Raw genomic sequence first — 19,427 nt, forward strand, 5'->3', positions numbered from 1 at the left:
AGCAGGGCGATGTCGATGGCTGGATGGCCAAATACACGCCCGAGCAGCTGACCTACCATACCATCGCTCCCGATGCTGCGACCCGCCTCTTGGATGCAGGGCGCGCAGAAGAGGCTCTCGCGCTGACCCGCACTGCCCTCGCCGCGCAGAAATCTGATCAGCGGTCCGACTGGCATGACCCGCGCGAGCTGGATGACGCGCATTTCGCCTGCCTCTGGGCGCTCGGGCGCAAGGCGGAGCTGCGCGATGCGCTTTGGGCGCGGTTCGAAGCGCGGCTCTGCCCCGATGCGCTGCGCCATCACCTGAAGCTGCAGCCGGATTTCGAGGATATCGATGCAGCCGACGCCGCCCGCGCGATCGTGCTGGCCTATCCATCGATGACCAAGGCGCTGTGGTTCTGCCACGCCACGCAGGACCTACAACTGGCCCGCCAGTTGATCGACGCGCGCCACGCCTATCTTGATGGCAATGTCTACGAGATCCTGACGCCGCTGGCAGAGGAACTGGCTCCAAACCACCCGCTTCAAGCCGTGCTCCTCTGGCGCGCCCTGATCGATTATGCTCTCACCCATCAGCGCAAGGGCCGCTACGGCCACGCCGCCCGCCACCTCCAAAGCTGCGCCGAGGCCGACACCCGTATCAGCGACTACGGTCCGCACCTCTCGCACGCCGCTTACCTAAAGACGCTGGAGGACACTCATGCCCGGAAGTCCTCCTTCTGGGCAGAGGTCGTAAGATAATCAATGCAGCGCAGCATACGACTAAGATTGGGCGGTGAGTGGTCGTTCGCTGCGTTCCAGACGAATGGCAGCTTTTCGCTGCGCCCACCGGTTCTAAGGCGAGCCTATACAGCCAGAGATGTTTGTGCTTTTTTGTCCTAATTAAACGTTCCGCCTGCGAATAGGAACCAAGGTTCGTAAAGCATCAGAAAGCGACGGTGTGGGTATGAAAAAAACCTGTCATGCTTGTGGTGAGCAGATTTCTGAAAACGCAGAAATCTGCCCAGCCTGCATGTCGCATCAAAACAAGTTCCTATTTTATGCCAATGGTATAATCGGCATCGGGACTTTATTTATATCCGGCCTTTCCTTGGTGGTGTCGTTTGTGGCTCTTTACTTCAGTCAAGTCGTCGCTCCAGCAAGCCCAATGGTCGAAGTTCAAATCAACCGATTTGAAGACGAAAGGTTTTCGTTTTTCGTTTCGAATACCGGCAACCTGCCGACAAGTATCAGCGATTTTGATTTGAGTGTAAACTTGGTGCGAGGGGACGGCACACATAGGGCGAAGGCAGGGTTCAGCATACCACCTATCCAGCTGGAGCCAGGAGAGAGCCAATTTCTTGAACTTGAGTATTCAAGCTTTGTGCCTCGCCACACACGGTGGACAACGTCCGGTGATCTTAATGAACCATTCACCTTGAACTTTTTCTACGGAGCAGCGGCTTTGGGTAACAATCTGCATTGTCAGGTTGATGTCTATTATACTTCGCGGAGATACTTTCCCTCCAACCTTGAAGGGTCAATTGGAGCGGTAAATGGGGCGTGTTCTTCCGCGATGAAATGGTATGCGGAACACGTTGGGCCACTTAGTGCGGACGTGACGTCCGAATGAACTCCGCGAAGCCTTGCGGACCAAGCACCTGCGATAGAGCTGCCGTTCGATGAGTGTCCAGCAAATGCCCGGTTTGGGCCGAGCTCGTCGATCGGGTGGCGCGGCCCTCGTGATGGGGCCGCCGCACCGCCGCATGTCCGCTCCGAGCCCAATTTACCAGATGCTGCGCTCGATATGAACGTCAGCTATCGTTGATCGTCCGGGGAGCGGAAGCGCGCTCGGGGGCGAATGATTTCGCCGCTGGTGGCCTGTTCGATTGCATGAGCCGTCCAACCGGCCACGCGACCGGTGGCAAAGATGGTGAACGCTGCGTCGTCGGGCAGGCCACGAGCCTCGCTAAGGGCCGAGAGCGCGCAATCGATGTTCGGAGCGAGTTCCAGTCGTTCGGCCATTCGTTTTATGGCGGAGGACTCTGGGCTATCGGGCGGCAGCATATCGAGGATCTGTCGCGCCCGGGGATCGCCCGCCGGGTAGAGCGGGTGGCCGAAGCCAAAGCCATAAGGGTTTCTGCCTTCCAAACTGCCGAGGAACGCGGGCATTCGATCTTCCAGTGCGGCGCGCAGGGCCTTCTGAGCCAATGTTACCACTCGGCCATGACGTGGCCCGCTCAGCGTCGCCATTCCGGACAACAGGGTCGCCGGTAGGCTCGCGCCGGTCGAGGCGCAGACCCGCACTGCGAAGGTTGAGGGGTTGAGCTCGTGCTCGGCTAGCAAAACCAGGGCGCGGCGTAGCTCGTTAGCGACGGGTGGCTCGATGCCCCAGGCCGATGCGATACGGTGGTGGAGAAGCCCGCCTCCGCAGTGGCCGGTCAGCGCCGCCGCCACACCGGCCAAGAGCCGTCGGCCCTCGAGAGCGATCTCTTCTGCGGTCCGGCCCTGCATCGGCGTCGCGTCCGCACTTTCCTGCGCAAGGTAGGCGAGCACCCGGCCGATCGGGCTTTTCCCCATCGCGGGCACCTCAACCGCAGGACAAATCCGCATCTCCACGGCCCACAGATGCGCAGCCATCTCCTCAAGCGTCAGCGCTTCTGCGCAATCGGCAAGAGACCGTCCGCGCACCCATAGCATGCCGTCGCGCAGCTCGGAGATTGCGGTGCGCAGAACTGGATCGCCCCAACGGATTGCCGCTTCGGCCACCTCGGCCCGTGCTCGGGGTCGGCGGTTCTGCCGCGCCAGTGTCTCCACATCTATGCGCGCATACAGGCTACGCCGCGCATCCAGCGCATCCGCCTCGGCGCGCACCTGACCACGGCTGACATAGGCGTAAAGGGTTTGCGGCTTGACTCCGAGCAGTGCGCAGGCGGCCTCAACATCAATCCAATCGGTGGAATTCATATTGATTGTATTGATCAAGATTTACTCTTGGTCAATCGGGAGCATAACTGGAGCAAAGAGGGGTAGATGAATATGGTTCATGATTTCACCCAGCAGATCGACGAGGCTCTGGACGCAGCGGGCGGGGCCCGCTCTCATGTCGCGGTGACAGAAAAAAACCCGGCTGCGCTACCCTCATGCTTTGACGTTTCGGAACTGGCGATAGCCTCGGTCCGTGCGGCGGCGATGGAACTGGCAGCACTGGAAGGCGCGGATGAGATCACTCTGGATCGTCGCCTGGCGCTGATGTGGTTCTCCACGACGCTACGGCCACAAGGCTGGGATCTGCCCTCGCTCTGGGATCCGATAGCGGGCAACTACCGGGCTGCCGACGGGTGGGTCCGGCTGCACACCAACGCCCCGCATCACCGCGACGCAGCGCTCGGGGTGCTGGGTTGCCCAGCCGAGCGCGAGGCCACGGCGGCGGCGGTCCGGGACTGGGCGAAGGACGCGTTGGAAGAGTCCGTTGTGGCTGCTGGCGGCGCAGCGGCAGCGATGCGGGGGCTGGCAGACTGGGCCGACCATCCCCAAGGTCGTGCCGTCGCTGCCGAGCCACTGATGGCGTGGCAGGCGGTGGATGCCGCACCGCGACCGGTGGTCCCTCCTGGCCTCAAGGCCGTCCGGGTGCTCGATCTCACTAGGGTGCTTGCGGGGCCGGTCGCGACGCGCTTTCTCGCCGGGTTCGGCGCAGACGTGCTGCGCATCGACCCGCCCTGGTGGTCGGAGCCCGGGGTCGAGCCCGAGGTGACCCTTGGCAAGCGCCGCGCCGGGCTGGACCTTCGCCGTGCCGGTGATCGAAACCGTTTCGAGGCGCTGCTAGCCGGTGCAGATGTGCTGGTCCATGGCTATCGCCCTTGCGCGCTCGACGGGCTGGGGCTGGGTGACGCGCGGCGGCGTGAGATCGCACCCGCTCTGATCGAGGTCAGCCTTGACGCCTATGGCTGGACCGGCCCCTGGGCCGGCCGGCGCGGCTTCGACAGCCTGGTGCAGATGAGCTGCGGCATCGCCGAGGAGGGGATGCGGCGGACACAGGCGGCCAGCCCTGTGCCGCTCCCGGTGCAGGCGCTAGACCATGCGACTGGTTACCTGATGGCCGCTGCGGTGCTGCGCGCGCTGCGTCTCCGGCACAACACCGGCGCGGTGTCAAACGCCCACCTGTCGTTGGCGCGCACCGCTACGCTGCTGACAGGCGCCGGGGCGTTCGCAATGGAGGGCGACGGGATAAACGAGAGCCCGGTCGACCTTGCGCCCGAGATCGAGGCAACCGGCTGGGGCCTGGCGCGACGATTGCGCTTTCCGGTCGAGATCGGCGGGCGGGCACCGCGTTGGCATTATGCCGCCGGACCGTTGCGCATCGACGCGCCTGCCTGGGCGGAGTGACCCGTGCAATGATCGGGATCGGCGGCCGTGTTGCTTCATTCGCGCAAACACGGCCCCGCGCGTTTGGCCAAAGGCTTGAGCTTCTTGAAACCACGAATGCAGTCCAGTTCAACCAGGCAAGCCGACGTTCTGGCAGCAAACAACGAACGGCATTTTAGTCCGCACTGCAGACGTCGGTTCGTTTGAAATACTGCGCCGGTGCCCGAACGGCCGCTTTGGCGAAGCCGCGCCGCAGCGCCCACCAAACGCCGAACGTCCGGAGAGGGCCGATCGCGTCGATAGGGAGGCGCGGCCCTCGTGATGGGGCCGCCGCACCGCCGCATGTCCGCTCCGAGCCCATACTCACCGATGCTGCAAGCTGCGCGAAAGTCCGATTTAGGTTGCGCGCATGAACGGCAACCACCCGAAATTGGTTGCCGATCAGAAATTTCAGATCACCTGCTCGGAATATCTATGACCAAGTGCGGCGTGCCGTCTGACGTTTTGCGGGGTGATCGGCCGTTGGGCCCTACCATGCCTCTGATATGTCGGCGCATGTTTGAGAAGCTTTCGAACTGCACCGTATCAACAGGTTCGTTCAGCTGAAGCGAAACCTGCGTGTTTGCGCCCACCTTTGAAAGAGCTACGATCCGCCCAGTAAAGGCCTGCCCCAGATAGTGCCCGCTAACTTCGTCATTGAGATGAAAAAGCTGCGGCTCTGCCCGTGACAGCTTGGCTTGAAGCGTATTCCAATCTCGGGCTCCATTTTGATGGGCGACGATTTCCAGTGCCCGCGCATGGGTGATGGTTGTGCCTTGCGCGGTAAGTGATGCACGCAAGGCTTTGGCCTGGGATTTGGCCTCGATCACAGATTTTAGGTTCATTGTGCTTTCTCCTGATCCGGTAATCCAAATCCAATGCTGTCTTTTCCCGCCCTTTGGGACGCGATCACAATCCAAATGGCGATACCAACCACGATCCCGTCAGCAATTGGGAAGGCAAGCCAGATCGCTTGTGCGCCGTAAATGATGCCCAAAGTGGCGATCAGCAGAGGGCTGAGCACAAAGGGCTTAATCAACGTTAGAGCGGCTGTGTGTCCGGGTTTTCCAATGGCTTGAAAATACAGGGCAAGCACAAGAACCGGACCAGCAAACAGATAAAGGGACGACATTGGGTGCAAAATGACCCCAACCTGTGCGATCACCCCTTGATCGCTGACAAAGCCTCGGCCAACCAAGCCGCTTCCGGAAAGCAAGGCCACCTCAATGGCAGCACAATAAAGAACGGCTACAGTGAGGGCGATCCGCAAAACAGCATCTGAGCGATGATAAAGCTTTGCACCCACGTTGTTTCCGACAATGCTTTGGGTTGCCAATGCAATCGCCATTAGAGGCATAAATGTGAAACTGAAAATGCGGGTCACGATGCCGTAAGCCGCAATCCCCTCGACATAGCCGGTGTCGGATGTCAGCCGCAGGGTCGAGATTACCGTTCCTGAAACCAGCGCTATCCCGATGAAGCTAAGGCTAACAGGGGCTCCAAGGGCCAATATCGCCTTCCATTGTCCAATCCAGCGTGCGTTTCTCAGGCCCGTCAATGACAAGATGACTTGTCCGCGCAAACGTAAGCCTAACAAAAGCGCAAGACCTACCCCCTGCGCAATGGCCGTTCCCCAAGCTGACCCCGCAACGCCCATGTTGAGCCGCACAATCAACAGGTAGTTCAATACGATATTGGCGAGTGTTACGCCGACTGACATCAACGCCATCAGGCCCGCACGCCCTTCGTTGCGCCCTGCGTCTGCATGGACGCTCAAAAGAAGTTGCACAGGCGTCGCGAAGATCATGACCGCCAGATAGGAATAAGCCATGCGTCCAATGTCGGGCTGGCCGTTCGCAAGCGCGTCTATGACGACCTCACCGAAGATACCAAAGGCCGATATGAGCAAAAGTGACAGAAACAGCGCCAGACCATGCGCTTGCGCGAATACAGCAACCGCATCACTGTGGTTTCCTGCCCCCAAATGACGTGCGAGAAGGCTGGACATTCCCCCGCCGACAAGGGTCGAGAGTGCTATTGTGATCATGATAACAGGGAATACGACGCTGACGGCCGCAAGGGCATCAGCCCCGACGAAGTGGCCCAGAAACACCGCATCTACGACGGTCAAAAGACCGCTCATCACCATGATAAGCATCATAGGCAGAGCATTGGCGACAAAAAGCCGCTTCGGCGTAGTCGTTAAAAATCGATTCTCGGATGTGTTTTGAGACGACATCATTCACTCCTCAGATGAGGCATTTCTGATGGGATGGGAGCCTGCGTTGCCACCTGCGAAATGCTTCGAGGGTGTATGTCTTTGTCAATTTGAGCTTCACCGAGACTTGCGTCCGCAGGCGGCAGGTGCCCAATACCTGCCCTCGTCTTACGGTTTTGGTATTGGAAGTGTCAAGCAGGACCTGACACGCGACCATCGACCAACATCTTGCTTTCCCGGCACCCACACAGGCCGCTTCAAATGCTACCTTTTGATGAACAGTTCACCGAACCGGACATTGGCGCACATGCAGCGAAAGCTCACTTTGTCCGCACTGCAGACGTCGGTTCGTTTGAAAATGCTGCGCCGGTGCCCGAACGGCCGCTTTGGCGAAGCCGCGCCTCAGCGCCCACCAAACGCCGAACGTCCGGAGAGGGCCGAGCTCGTCGATCGGGTGGCGCGGCCCTCGTGATGGGGCCGCCGCACCGCCGCATGTCCGCTCCGAGCCCAAAGCCGAGACATAGACAGCAATCAAATTCGCGCACGCAGAGGAGCCCGGACGCTGCAGTCAGCCCGAAACCGGACCTTCGACAACGCTTTGCAGTTTGCCAAGTGTAGCGTGGGCACTGTCTTCTGCTAAGGGCGATGAAACGGCTCCATTGCCGCAGCCGTGGAGTTGGCTGCGGCAAGGCGATCGTTGGTCAGGCATAGTCGGGCTGCGGCTGTTCCAGCCGGATTCCCGCGCGGGCGCATTCCGTGGCAATGTGATCCGCCGACCGGCGAATGTAGCCGCGGGCTTCGGCGTAGCGATAGGACTGCTCCGCGTAGCTCGGATAGCCGTAGTTGCGGTGCTCGTAGCTTTCCCAGTCCTCGATGGCGCCACTGGCGATGCGCTCCTCGTAGACATCAACCATCTGCATATAGGCCTCGTATTCCTCGGCGGTCAGGTCGGGATGGACCGCACGCCAGACCGGATCGTTGATCTGGATGCACTGGCGCGGGTTGGCAGCGCGGGGCTTGTCGTCGCAGGAGGCGGCCATTTCGAGCGAGAGGTTCAGGTCCGGGTTCGCCTCGGCGAGGATCGGCAGGATCGCCGCGAAATCGACGATGCCTTCGCCGCAGGCACGGCCTTGGAAGTCGAGGCCGCCGGGGGCGCGCGCGACATAGGCGTCCTTGATGTGGGTCTGCCGGATGTGGGGCGCGAGGCGCCGGGCCGCCCAGACCGGGTGCTCGCCGCGCTGCAGCCCGTTGGCGGTGTCGAGCACGGCGCCGGTCACGTCCGCGCCTACCGCCTCGATCAGGCGCAGGATCTCGAAGGAGGTGATCTCGTCATGCGTCTCCATATTCATATGCGAGCCATGGTCGCGCAGCGCGGGCGCGAGGCGATGCATGATCTTCTCCATCGCGGCCAGCTGATCGGCCCAGTCGATGTCTGTGCGGAACCGATCGTTGGCGAGGCGACCGGCGAACTGGCCCTTGAAGTTGCCGGGGGAAATCCAGAGCTCATGCAACCCGATCTCGGCGGCGATCTCGATCATGCGGGTCAGGCCCGCCAAGATATCGCCGTTGCCAGCGGCGCGCAGCTCGGGCGCCTCGGCGCTGCAGTAGGGGTTGATCTTGCCGAGGCCCGCTTCGAGGTAGAGCCCCATCGCGTCGGCCTTGGCACGCAGTTCCTTCAGAAAGCCGCGGTCCAGCGTCGGGGACATGTCGAGCACGGTGGGAAAGAAGATCCCCGCCAGCCCCATCTCCTGCACGTGGTCGAGGCTGGCCATCGGGCCGCGCGTCGTGGCTTCCGGCAGTTTCTGCCAGTCGATGCCGAGTTTCATGGGGAAGTCCTTTCCGGTGGGGATCAGTTTCCGCGGCCCTTGGGCGCGAAGCGTTTCTCGAGGTAGTGCTGGCCGACCTGCGCCACCGTGGTGATGCCGAGGTACCAGATGGAGGCCACGAACAGCAGTTCGATGACCAGAAAGTTGGCGGCGTAGATCTGCTGCGCCATGGTCAGCAGGTCGCGCATGCCGATGACCGAGACGATGGCGCTGGCCTTCAGCATGCCGATCGCCTGATTGCCGGTGGGCGGGATCACCAACCGCACCGCCTGCGGCAGGATGATCGTCCGCATGATCTGCAGCGGCTTGAGGCCGAGCGCCTGCGCCGCCTCGCGCTGCCCCTTGTCGACGGCTTTGAGGCCCGCGCGGATGATCTCGGACATATTGGCGGCTTCGTGCAGCCCGAGGGCGAGGAAGCCCGCCACCGCCGGGGTCACCAGCAGGTTGATGTCATAGGGTCCGAGGCGGGGCACGAAGAGCGCGATGTTGAACCACAGGAAGATCTGCACGATCAGTGGCACACCGCGAAACCACCAGACGAAACCCGCCGCGATGGCGCGCAGCACGAGGTTCTCGCTGATCGCCATGGCCGCCACAACGCAGCCGACGACGATGCCGAAGATCATGGCGCCGACGGTCAGCTTCAGGGTGAGAACCACGCCACTGAGGATGCGCGGATCGAGCAGGTAGCCGGGGATCTCGGCCCAGAGGATGCTCTGGCTCTGGGTGACGACCCAGACCATGGCGCCGAGGATCAGCAGCGCCGTGCCGCCCGTGGCGATCTGCCCCCACTGGATCTTCAGTCGTGCGGGCGGTGCGCGAAAGTCGGTCTCGATGGAGGCCATGGTGTCTTACTCCGTTTCGACGGGCATGGAGGCGGCGTCATTGACCTTCACGGTCTCGACGGCGAGCGGGGCGAGGCCCCATTTCTCCATGATCTGCGCATAGCCGCCTGCGTCGACCATCTGCTGAAGGGCGGCGACGACGGTGTCGCGCAGCTCGGGGTTTTCCTTGTGGGTCAGCATGCCGAGGTAGCCGACCGCGAGGCGGATGTCGGGCAGTGCCTGAAGGCCCACGCCCTTGCCGACCTGTTTCTCGGTCGAATAGACGCTGGTGGCATAGCCGTTAACCGTGGCATCGGCGCGGCCGCTGCGGACGGCCTGCAGCACCTCGGGCATCTTCGGCAGCGACATAATGTTCATTGGTTCTGCGCAGCCTTCGGCGAAGGCGGTGACGAGGCGGTTCTGGAAGGTGCCCACGGGCACCGCGACGCGCTTGCCGCAGAGATCGTCCATCGAAGCGATGTTCAGCGGGTTGCCCTCGAGCACCATGATCGTCGTTGCGTCATACATGTAGTCGATCACGTCGACCTGCTTTTCCAGTTCGGGATCGTCGTTGATGCCCGAGATGGTCATGTCGAAGCGCCGGGACAGGATCGCCGGGACGATGCCCGCGCCTGCGCCGAGATCGGTCATCTGCACCTCGACACCGAGGATCACGCCCAGGGAGGCGGCAATATCCGCGTCGATGCCAATGAGCTTGCCCGCATCATCGTGGAAGCTGATCGGCGGAGTGAGGTCGGTGGCGACCCGCAGGACGCCCGCATCGCGGATGGCCTGCGGCAGGCCTGCGGCGAGATCGGGATTGGCGGTGACGCCGGGCAGCGCGATGATGTCATCCGACGCGTGCATGACCTCGGTCATGCCCTGCGAGAGGGCGGAGGTGGCGAGGGTGGCGGCGAGCGCCGGGCCGAGTGCCATCTTGATGAGCTTGTTCATGAGGAGGGTCCCTGTTGTCAGGCGCGCCGTTGCTCGACGCTACACCCTCAAAATCCCCTCGCGACAAAACTTGCGCAAGTTCATTCGAAAGTTTTGGCGAAGCGCAGCGTGGAAAATTCGGTCGACCGCCGCGTGCGCGGGCAAAGCGCAACTTAGAGAGACATCTTGGCGCATTCTTGGGCGAAATGCGAACGCGAGGCGCGATTCGTCTCGGCCTCTGCCGGGCGTTGGGTCGGGATCAGGGCTTGCCGGTCATCCGCTCGAGGATGGCGAGGAACTCGTCCTTTTCGCCGTCGACACCCTCGAAGGCGATGTTGCCTTCCATGTCCTCGAGATGCACGGCCATGGCCGTGCGGGCTCCGTCATAGTCCCCGGCCTTCAGATGATCGAGGATCAGCGCGTGATGAGAGGTGCCGCAGGTACAGTCACTGGCGCGTTCATAGAGAGCGTTGACCAGCGAGAGCCGGGTGATGACGTTCTCCAGCATCTCGAGCAGCACGTGATTGCCCGCGTATTCCGCCAAAATATGGTGAAAATCGCCAGCAATCCGCTTCTTCTCGGTGGCGTCGCTGCCCGAGTGGACCTTCGTCTCATTCTCTATGGTGCGCGCGAGAACGTCGAATTCCTTCTTGTTCAGGCGACCTGGTAGCGCGTCCATCACCGCCATTTCAAGCACGCGGCGGGAGGCGAGGAGGTTCTTCGCCTCGGCCGGGGTGGGGGTGGCCACGAAGGAGCCATGGTTGCGCCGGCGCTCCGCGAGATGCTGCTGCGCGAGCATGGTCAGCGCGCCGCGCACCACCGTGCGGGAGGCGCCGAAATGCTTGGCCAGGATGTCTTCCTTCAGCTTGTCGCCGGGCTTCAGCGCGCCTTCGAAGATCGCCGCGCGCAAAGTTGCGCAAATCACCTCGGAGATGTCGTCAGATAGAATCATGCTGTCTTTCATTGGAAACGCTCCACAGGCCTGCCTCTCGGAATGACCGAGATTTAGCGGTCTGCGCAGCAAAGATACAGGGGATGCGTTCTCAGGCCGCCCGGAAAGGGCGCACCTCGAGTATATCTGCGCAAAATATTCGCACAATGCTCGCGGAAAAACTTTCGCACACACTTACGCATTGAGTTTCGAACATTTTGTGACGCAACAGTCGAGTCATCACAGTTCGCAACCAGCGGAGCACCCGTATCATGGCCGACACCGGATTGCAGATCAGCAACGTGGATCACAGCTACGAGGACAAGCAAGTCCTCCACAACGTGAATTTCGACGTGCCCGACGGCAAGGTCGTTGCCCTGCTGGGGCCCTCGGGCTGTGGCAAGTCGACGATCCTGCGGGCCATCGCCGGGCTCATCACCCCCGACCGCGGCCGCATCTCGCTGCAGGGGCGCGATCTGACCAAGGTGCAGGTGCGCAACCGCAAGCTGGGGATGGTCTTTCAGAACTTCGCGCTCTTCTCGCATATGACGGTGGCCGAGAACGTCGCCTATGGCCTCGCCCATCTGCCGCGGCAGGAGCGCAAGGAGCGCGTCGCCCGGCTGCTCGAACTGGTCCGGCTGACCGCCTTTGCCAACCGCTTCCCGCCGAGCCTTTCGGGCGGCCAGCAGCAGCGCGTCGCCGTGGCCCGCGCCCTGGCGACCGACCCCTCGGCGCTGTTGATGGACGAGCCCTTCGGCGCGCTCGACCGCGCGCTGCGCGCCGAGCTTCAGAGCGAACTGGTGCGGATGCAGGATGACGTGGGCATCACCACTGTGATGGTCACCCACGACCAGGAAGAGGCGCAGGCCGTTGCCGGCCAGCTCGTGGTGATGAACGAGGGCCGCGTCGAACAGGTCGGCTCGCCGGAAGAGATCTACGACCACCCCGCCAGCCTTTTCGTCAATGGCTTCATTGGCCACGCCAACCAGCAGCACGCGACAGTGACCGGCGCGGGGCGACTGAAGACAGCCGGTGGCGCCGAGATCGCGATGAACCGGACGCTCAACTACCTGCCCGGCGCCGAAGTGATCGTCACTTCCCGCCCCGAGGATTTGAGCCTCTCGCTCACCGAGCAGCCCGGCGCCATCGCCGCGCGCTTCGACCGCGCCGTGGTGATGGGGCGCTTCCTCACCATCGACGCCACGCTTCCCGACGGCACCGCGATCAAGGCGCAGGTCCTGCGCGACGGCGGCGCCCGTCCCGGAAAGGGAGATGCCATCTGGCTGATCCCGGACACGTCCCGCCTGCACGTCTTTCCCGGCAACAACCAAATCAACTGAAAAATCCAACGAGGAGACTGACATGACCATCAATATGACCCGCCGCGCTTTCACCATGGCCGGCCTCTCGGCTCTTGCCACCCCGGCGCTGATCCGTCCCGCCTTTGCCTCCGGCGGCAAGGTTGTCGCCGCCACCTTCCCGGGCAGTTGGGAAGACGCCTATCGCTCGATCGTCGGCCCGATGGTCAAGGACGCGGGCTTTGATCTGACCGTCGCGCCGTCGCTGGCGCAGGACCAGATCGCCCGCCTGATGGCCAGCCCCGGCCAGCCGCCCTATGACGCGCTGCTCGTCTCGCCGGGCCAGAGCGACATCCTGATCCAGGAAGGGCTGATCGAGAAGATTGACCCGACGCGCCTGAAGAACTGGGACAAGCTGAGCCCGGCCGCGCAGAACGAGTGGGGGCCTTACGTCACGATCGAGGTCAACGGCATCGCCTACAACCCCGAGGTGGTCGACAAGCCCGCCGGCTACAAGGCGCTCTTCGAAGACCCGCAGTACGAGGGTAACCTCGCGCTCATCGGCTTCGGCTCCAACACCGCGACCATGGCCTATACCGAGATCAACAAGGCCTACGGCGGCACCTATGACAACATGCAGCCGGTGTTTGACCTGCTCGAGGCCTACCTGCCGAAGATCGGCGCCATCGCGACCTCTGGCTCGAACCAGATGACCATGTACCAGCAGGGCGAGATCGCCGTGTTCATGGCCTCGACCGGCAACGTCGCCAAGCTGCGCGAGCTGGGCATGCCCTGCGAGTTCGCCCACCCCGAAACCGGCTCGCCTTCGGTGCCCGTCGCGATCCATCTGGTGAAGGGCGCCTCAAACCCCGAAGGCGTCTACGCCTATATGGATGCCGCCATCGACGCCGCCGCGCAGACCCAGCTGGCCGAGCCGCCGACCGCGATGATCCCGACCAACGTGGATGTGCCCTATTCCGAGGTCGTCTCGCAGTTCGTCACGCCCGAGCAGGTGGCCAATGCCGTCTACCCGGACTGGCAGGCGATCAACAAGCACCGCGCCGAGTGGACGGAAACCTTCGACCGCCTCGTCGTCCGCTGATCGGGAGAGCCGCGATGATCCGCAAAGAAACCTTACTGTCGTGGCCCATGATCGCTTTCATGGTGCTGTTCTTCATCTCGCCACTGCTGCTGCTCGCCGGCATCAGCCTGCGCGGGGAGGATGGAAGTTGGGGCCTTGGGAACTTCGCGGCCTTCCTTTCCGACCCCTTCGCGCGCGGCGTGCTCACCGGCACGCTGGCGCTGGGGGCGAAGGTGACCTTCTTCGTCTCGCTGGCGGCGCTGCCGCTGGTGATGCTCTATTGGCACGCGGGGAAACTTCTCCGCGGGCTGATCCTGATCTGCACACTCTTGCCGATGCTGACCGCCAACGTGGTGCGCACCTTCGCCTGGGTCGTGCTGCTTGGCCGCAACGGGCCGATCAGCCAGACGCTGCTCGGGCTCGGCCTCACCGAGCGCCCGTTCTCGCTGCTCTTCTCCGAGACCGGGCTGATCATCGCGCTGGTGCAGATCGAACTGCCGCTGCTGCTGCTGCCGGTCTTTGCCGTGCTCAACCGCGCAGACCGCAAGACGCTGGAGGCTGCCGAGGTGCTGGGCGCAGGCCGCTGGCGTGCCTGGTTCTCGGCGATCTTCCCGCAGATCATCCCCGCCGTACTGGCAGGCTGGGTGCTGGTCTTCGCCTCGGCCACCACCTCTTACGTGACGCAGAGCGTCATCGGCGGCGCGCGGCTGATCTATCTTCCGCAATTTGTCTACCGCGAGGTCGGTGTACTCTTCCAATGGCCAATGGCCGCCGCGATCTCGATCCTTCTTCTGGCGTCCACCGGCGTCATCATGCTGGGCCTCACCATGCTCGCCCGTCACGAAAGGCTCCAAGGTCATGCTTGAGACACGTTCGAAGATCTCCACCGCCCTCTACTGGGCCTTCGTCTGGGGCTGCGGCCTTATGGTGCTGGCCTTCATGATCGGCCCGATCCTGCTGGCGCTGCTGATGTCCTTCAACTCCGGCACCACGCTGCGTTTCCCGCCCGAGGGCTTTTCGCTGCGCTGGTACGAGATGCTGTTCGACCCGATCGCCTCGGAGCCGATCCACACCGCCGCCAAGAACTCGATCGAAGTGGCGCTATCGACGGTCGCCGTGGTCACGCTGATCACCGCCCCCGCCGCCTGGGCGCTGGCGCGCGCGCCGAAGCGCTTCGCCGGGTCGGTCGAGCCGGTGCTGCTGGCTCCGCTGGTGCTGCCAAGCCTCGTCTACGCGCTCGCCGCGCTGCTGGCGCTGAGCCTTCTGGGCCTCGGCCCGTCCTTCCTCGCAGTGCTGATCGGCCACGCGGCGGTCTTCGCGCCGCTGATGTTCCGCACCGTGCTGGGCCTTGCGCAGCGCATGAACCCGGCGCTCGAGGAAGCCTCGGCCACGCTCGGCGCCAGCCGCGCCCGCACCTTCCTGCGCATCAGCCTGCCGGGCATTCTTCCCGGTATCCTCGCGGGTGCCTTCCTCGTCTTCATGCAGTCGCTCGACAACGTGTCGGTGACGCTCTTCCTCGGCGATCCCGGTCGGACCATGCTGCCGCTGCGCCTCTTCGCCATGCTCGAGGAAAGCCTCGACGGACGTGTCGCTGCGGTCTCGGGCGTGCTGATCCTCGCCGCGGCCCTGCTGCTGGTCACCCTGCAACGCTTCGGCGGGCGCGATGCCCGCTGACCCCGAACTCACTCACGGAAAGGACCATCCCATGAACGCGCATAGCTCCGGCGCCCGGCCGTCCATCGAAAGCCTGCTCGGCGATTTCGCCCCCGACTTCGACTTCACCCCGGCGATGCCGATCCCGGCGGAGGAATACGCCGAGCGGATGCGCAAGCTGAAGCGCGAGGCGGTCTCTGCCGGGCTCGACGCGGTGGTCGTGCATTGCGACAGCGTCGGCTGGTTCCACGCGGCGCATGCCTATCTGCGCTACCTCTGCGACTGGATGCGCGAGGGGGTGCTGATTGTGCCGATGGACGAGGACAAGGAGCCGGTGCTGCTGTCGTTCTTCACCCAGTCGGTGATCCTGCCGCCGGGCGGCGAGCCGGTGGGCGTGGACCGCATCCTGCAGATTGGCGCCGTGGGCCGTGAATACGCCGACATCCCCGGTGACTCGGGTGCCAAGACGATGCAGGCGCTGGTTGGTATCCTGGGTGAGCTGAAGGCTGACAATATCGGCTTCATCGGCGACAAGCGCTCGGCCGGGTTCCGCACCGCGCTGGTCGCCGAGATGCCGAAGGCGAAATTCTCCGACCAGCACGGCATTCTCGACCGCATGCAGCGCAACCGCACGCCCGCCGAGATCGCCCAGTTCCGCACTGCCGCGCAGCTCATCAGCATCGCGACACAGGCTGCCTATCACGTCGCCCGCCCCGGCGTGACCGACTACGAGATCTACGCCGCCTTCACCCTCGCGCAGATGGCCCGTGGCGGCGAGACCGGCGACGGCTATCAGATCGGCGCCAACGAATGGGGCACCCATTGCGGCAAGCCCTACGGCCACGTCATGCGCAAGGGCGATCTGGCCAACCTCTACGTGTCGAACGTCACCTATCAAGGCTACACCGCCCAGACCGCGCGCATGTTCGCCTTCGGCGCGCTGACCGACCGGCAGGAGTTGGTGCTGGACGCCTGCACCCGCGGCGTGAAGGCCGCCGAGAAACTGATCCGCCCCGGCACGCTGATCCGCGACCTGAACAACGCCGCTTTCGACAGCTATATCGAGGCCGGCCTGCTGAAAGACGCAGAGGCCCGCACCATGCCCTACAACTGGCGCACCGCCGACGATGGCGGCCCGCGCGAGATTCCGCGCCAGTATGTCCCCAATGCCGATTACGAGGCGCAGGGCCGCAAGCTGATGCACGTATACCCGGCAACCTTCGGGCCGCATAACCCCAACCTCGGCCATTCGGTCGGCATGGCGGGCGGGCAGAATGCCTTCAATATCTCCTCTCACAACTATGACAGGCTGGAAGAGGGCATGGTCTTCGTCCTGCACACGCAATGGCTTGAACCCATGTCCGCGGGCTGCAACATCGGTGACATGTATGTCGTGACCGCCGACGGGTGCGAGAACCTGTCGCGCCACACGCCCCTCGAGACGCACCGGATCCCCGCATGAAAGATCAGACGATGACCAGCCACGCCTTCGACTTCGCCGAGCTGACGCCGAAGCAGCGCTACAAGCTGCTGATCGGCACGGTGATCCCGCGCCCCATCGCGCTGATCACCACTCTGTCGGAGGACGGCACGCCCAACGCGGGCTCCTTCAGCTTCTTCAACATCCTCACCCATGATCCGGCGATCATGGCGGTGGGGATCGAGCACAAGCCCGACGGCACGCCCAAGGACACGGCGGCGAACATCCTCGCCACCGGCGAGTTCACCGTCCACATCTCGGACCATGCGCTGGTCGATCAGATGGAGATCTGCTCGATCAAGTTCCCGGCGGATGTCGACGAGCTCGCCCTTGCGGGGCTCGAAACGGCACCCGGCGAGACGGTGCGCAGCCCACGCATCCTCGCCGCTCCCGCCGCCTTCGAGTGCCATCTGGTGCAGACGGTCCCGGTCAGCCCTGCGCGCACCATCGTGCTGGGCGAGGTGAAGCGGATGTTCGTGCGCGAGACGCTGGTGGACCCGGAAACCCACTACGTCGACCAGATCGGCATCGACGCCGTCGGGCGTCTCGGTGGTCACCTCTACGCGCGCCAGCTCGACCAATTCGAACGGGTGACGCCGACGGTGGAGGAGTTCATGGGCGTGTCGGAGAAGGCTGGCTGAGTCCCCTTCGGCGAGCACCAAGGACGATTTCCTGAAATACTCGAGAGGGGCCGGTTTCACCGGCCTCTTCTGACCAGCCGCGCGCATCCGGCACGCGCTGGCCTGGCGGCCAACGAGATTGATCTGGCTCGACCGGGGTGAGGGCAGCCTCCGCCACGGCGCTTTGGAGGCACGATCCGCCAATGGCGAAAGGCGGCTTTTCTTCTCAATCCTGCGGGCGCACCGCGCCGCGGCCGAAAGCGAGCGCACGCAGCGAACGGCAGAAATGTCCCGCATTGCTGCCATTTGATATGGAAGGACTGGCCCACAGCCACCATTCGCTCCGACTACTGGAAACTTGCCAACTTCCCGGAGCCGAGTATGGATCATGTTGGCCACGAAGCCCATCGACTTCCGCAAGGGCCAAGCGTCTCAATCGCGCTTAGGACAGGATTCGGGCGACGGGCTTAACCCCGCGGGCTGCTGAAATGCTCCCTGTAAGTTGAGTGCTAAAAGCCTCACCCGCCCTAAAGCTGGATTGCTGTCCAATCCTGATCCTCAAGGGGTTCGATGCTGCGGAATTGCGGCAACCGCTCGGCTAATCTGAGCCCGCACTTCATGATCGATGAGAGGCCATAGGCGTTTCGCTGGCAAGCATATACAGAGCCCGAATGGCCGCGAAATCGATACTCGCGTTCATCGGCTTCGACGCTGACAATACCGGAGTTTATCCGCCACCGGTCGGACTGCGTGTAGCCGCCGAACCAGCCTGCCAGTACTCGTAATTCTTCGACAGGCTCGCCGCGCTGGATGATTGTGACGCGCAGAATGATCCATGCGTCAGGATGTTCACTCATGATAGGCCTCCATTTACCTTGTTGAGATCAGAAACTTTATTGCGCTAACGTCCTGTCAGGATTTCAAACCCGCCATCATGGCTCGACGAAGCGACCCCCATGTTGTCCGGGGGGCAGCCGTGCAAATCAGGAAATCTTTGCGGATCGGCCACGAGTGCGGTGGTCAACGCGGTGCCTCATGGGCTCTTGCGGTGTCCGCTCCAGCCTTGTCTTCATCTTTACTAGGATTGTGCCCCTCGTTGTCGGGATCGCTTGGGGTGCGAGGTAAGTGGTTGGGGAGCGGGGGCGCGCTTTCGACAAATCTCCTCACCCGCTCTGGATCCGGTTCAGCCGATCGCGTTGTCCCCCGATAGGCGATGATCACATGGACTAAACCGACCAGGCAGATCAGCATCCCCGAGATCGAGAAGAACGCTTCAGCCGACATCATCGTGACCCTGCCAGTATTCGACCGAGCGCGAGAATGACATCGGCTGCATAATACGCGTCTCCTTCCGGCACGATGGGACTGGCGCATCCCGCCAGTTCAAAGCGCAGGATGGCGCATGTTTCGGGTGACAGTTTATCCAGCAGAACGGGCGTGTAAGTTTCGTGGCACCGCAGCGCATATGCGTAATCCCATTCAAGAGCCGGATGGATGTCGTGCTGCTCCCACGGCTCATTCAGAGACTGCAAGGCCGGAGCTTCGCTGACGATGCAAATCTCCGCCAGATCATCCTCGTTTTGGCCATGATCCTCGTCGGGGTATCCGATCGAAACATTCTGAATGCGTGTACCAGCAACCGTGGAGGACAGCCGTCGATGCGAATGTCCGAAGAACCATATGTCGATATCGGCCTGTTCTATCACATCGGTCAGATCCGAATGGAAAGCTGGTGTCAGGAGATCCAGCGGGCCCGCGGCGGACGGGTGCGGGCCATGATGGGTGACAACGAAGGTCCGGCCTTCGCCTGCGAAATGAGGGGTCGCCAAGCGCTCCTCCAGCCAGGCGCGATGCTCGCCATGCAGCCTGATGGTATCCTCGGGCGTGATCGGGACAAGGCGAAGCGGTCGTACCGCGTCTGGATCGTATACCTCGTGATCAGGGGTGTTAATGGAGATCATATCAAAGTCGCGCATGAACCGGCGCGCGAATTGCATGGCGGCTGCCCTGTCGCCCATGAGGTTGAAGTCGGTCCAGAGAGTGGCACAGAAGTAGCGGTCGCGGCGATGGCGGAGTTCCGTCTTCTGAGCAAACCAGCTCCCGCAGTCACGGACCATGTCGCGCAGCCGTCTGTCATCGTCGAGCCTGCTCCTGTAATAGTCGTGGTTCCCCGGGAGGATG

At 62.8% G+C, this 19,427-nt stretch carries 17 protein-coding genes and 1 pseudogene; 9 read left to right on the plus strand and 9 right to left on the minus strand.

Annotated features, from left to right (window positions below):
• Both BFP70_RS21015 and BFP70_RS09315 read left to right on the plus strand, forming a co-directional pair.
• Positions 1-740, plus strand: a 740-nt coding sequence (locus BFP70_RS21015; protein WP_369820198.1) for a DUF6880 family protein, incomplete at its 5' end; no start/stop codon positions are given.
• 205 nt (positions 741-945) lie between these two features.
• Positions 946-1,611: a hypothetical protein gene (locus BFP70_RS09315; protein ID WP_066011177.1), complete on the plus strand. Its 666-nt coding sequence runs from the start codon at positions 946-948 to the stop codon at positions 1,609-1,611.
• A gap of 185 nt (positions 1,612-1,796) precedes the next feature.
• Here BFP70_RS09315 and BFP70_RS09320 read toward each other — a convergent pair whose 3' ends face one another.
• Positions 1,797-2,963 carry a citrate synthase family protein gene (locus tag BFP70_RS09320; protein ID WP_083217428.1) on the minus strand — a complete coding sequence of 389 codons (1,167 nt, stop codon included), beginning with the start codon at positions 2,961-2,963 and terminating at the stop codon, positions 1,797-1,799.
• Positions 2,964-3,011: 48 nt separating this feature from the next.
• On the opposite strand from BFP70_RS09320, the gene BFP70_RS09325 reads away from it, so the two are divergent.
• Entirely contained in the window at positions 3,012-4,364 is a 1,353-nt protein-coding gene (locus BFP70_RS09325) for a CoA transferase (RefSeq protein WP_066011179.1), read from the plus strand.
• A 434-nt stretch (positions 4,365-4,798) separates the two neighbouring features.
• On the opposite strand, the gene BFP70_RS09330 is transcribed toward BFP70_RS09325, so the two are convergent.
• The 6 genes from BFP70_RS09330 to BFP70_RS09355 form a co-directional block, all read right to left on the minus strand.
• Complete coding sequence (locus BFP70_RS09330) at positions 4,799-5,227, minus strand: glyoxalase superfamily protein (protein ID WP_066011182.1); 429 nt, start codon at positions 5,225-5,227, stop codon at positions 4,799-4,801.
• The gene (locus BFP70_RS09335; protein WP_255356659.1) at positions 5,224-6,543 is read right to left on the minus strand and encodes an MATE family efflux transporter; all 1,320 of its coding nucleotides are present in this window, start codon (positions 6,541-6,543) and stop codon (positions 5,224-5,226) included. The genes BFP70_RS09330 and BFP70_RS09335 overlap by 4 nt, the downstream gene beginning before the upstream one ends.
• A 758-nt stretch (positions 6,544-7,301) precedes the next feature.
• The gene (locus BFP70_RS09340) at positions 7,302-8,426 is read right to left on the minus strand and encodes a sugar phosphate isomerase/epimerase family protein (protein ID WP_066011186.1); all 1,125 of its coding nucleotides are present in this window, start codon (positions 8,424-8,426) and stop codon (positions 7,302-7,304) included.
• A 23-nt stretch (positions 8,427-8,449) separates the two neighbouring features.
• Complete coding sequence (locus BFP70_RS09345; protein WP_066011188.1) at positions 8,450-9,271, minus strand: amino acid ABC transporter permease; 822 nt, start codon at positions 9,269-9,271, stop codon at positions 8,450-8,452.
• A 6-nt stretch (positions 9,272-9,277) separates the two neighbouring features.
• The gene (locus BFP70_RS09350) at positions 9,278-10,204 is read right to left on the minus strand and encodes an ABC transporter substrate-binding protein (RefSeq protein WP_066011190.1); all 927 of its coding nucleotides are present in this window, start codon (positions 10,202-10,204) and stop codon (positions 9,278-9,280) included.
• Positions 10,205-10,442: 238 nt separating this feature from the next.
• Positions 10,443-11,147, minus strand: a complete 705-nt coding sequence (locus BFP70_RS09355; RefSeq protein WP_066011192.1) for a GntR family transcriptional regulator — start codon at positions 11,145-11,147, stop codon at positions 10,443-10,445.
• A 239-nt stretch (positions 11,148-11,386) separates the two neighbouring features.
• Between BFP70_RS09355 and BFP70_RS09360 the strand changes: the two genes are divergently transcribed.
• From BFP70_RS09360 to BFP70_RS09385, 6 genes are read left to right on the plus strand one after another with little or no spacing between them, the layout of a single operon-like run.
• On the plus strand, positions 11,387-12,454 hold the full coding sequence (locus BFP70_RS09360; protein WP_066011194.1) for an ABC transporter ATP-binding protein: 1,068 nt from the start codon (positions 11,387-11,389) through the stop codon (positions 12,452-12,454).
• A gap of 22 nt (positions 12,455-12,476) precedes the next feature.
• Entirely contained in the window at positions 12,477-13,514 is a 1,038-nt protein-coding gene (locus BFP70_RS09365) for a PotD/PotF family extracellular solute-binding protein (protein ID WP_066011197.1), read from the plus strand.
• Between the two features lie 14 nt (positions 13,515-13,528).
• Positions 13,529-14,359, plus strand: coding sequence for an ABC transporter permease (locus tag BFP70_RS09370; protein WP_066011199.1), 831 nt, complete (start codon positions 13,529-13,531; stop codon positions 14,357-14,359).
• Positions 14,352-15,167: an ABC transporter permease gene (locus tag BFP70_RS09375; RefSeq protein ID WP_066011201.1), complete on the plus strand. Its 816-nt coding sequence runs from the start codon at positions 14,352-14,354 to the stop codon at positions 15,165-15,167. The genes BFP70_RS09370 and BFP70_RS09375 overlap by 8 nt, the downstream gene beginning before the upstream one ends.
• A gap of 31 nt (positions 15,168-15,198) precedes the next feature.
• The gene (locus BFP70_RS09380; RefSeq protein WP_066011203.1) at positions 15,199-16,608 is read left to right on the plus strand and encodes a Xaa-Pro peptidase family protein; all 1,410 of its coding nucleotides are present in this window, start codon (positions 15,199-15,201) and stop codon (positions 16,606-16,608) included.
• Positions 16,605-17,267, plus strand: a complete 663-nt coding sequence (locus BFP70_RS09385) for a flavin reductase family protein (protein WP_141693156.1) — start codon at positions 16,605-16,607, stop codon at positions 17,265-17,267. The genes BFP70_RS09380 and BFP70_RS09385 overlap by 4 nt, the downstream gene beginning before the upstream one ends.
• Positions 17,268-17,773: 506 nt before the next feature.
• Here the strand turns inward: BFP70_RS09385 and BFP70_RS09390 are convergent.
• Together BFP70_RS09390 and BFP70_RS09400 are read right to left on the minus strand one after the other, a co-directional pair.
• Entirely contained in the window at positions 17,774-18,103 is a 330-nt protein-coding gene (locus BFP70_RS09390) for a hypothetical protein (protein ID WP_066011204.1), read from the minus strand.
• A 426-nt stretch (positions 18,104-18,529) separates the two neighbouring features.
• Positions 18,530-19,427 (minus strand): annotated as a pseudogene (locus BFP70_RS09400) (metallophosphoesterase); the annotation flags it as partial.

The organism is Thioclava sp. SK-1 (assembly GCF_001705665.1).
Taxonomy (GTDB): domain Bacteria; phylum Pseudomonadota; class Alphaproteobacteria; order Rhodobacterales; family Rhodobacteraceae; genus Thioclava.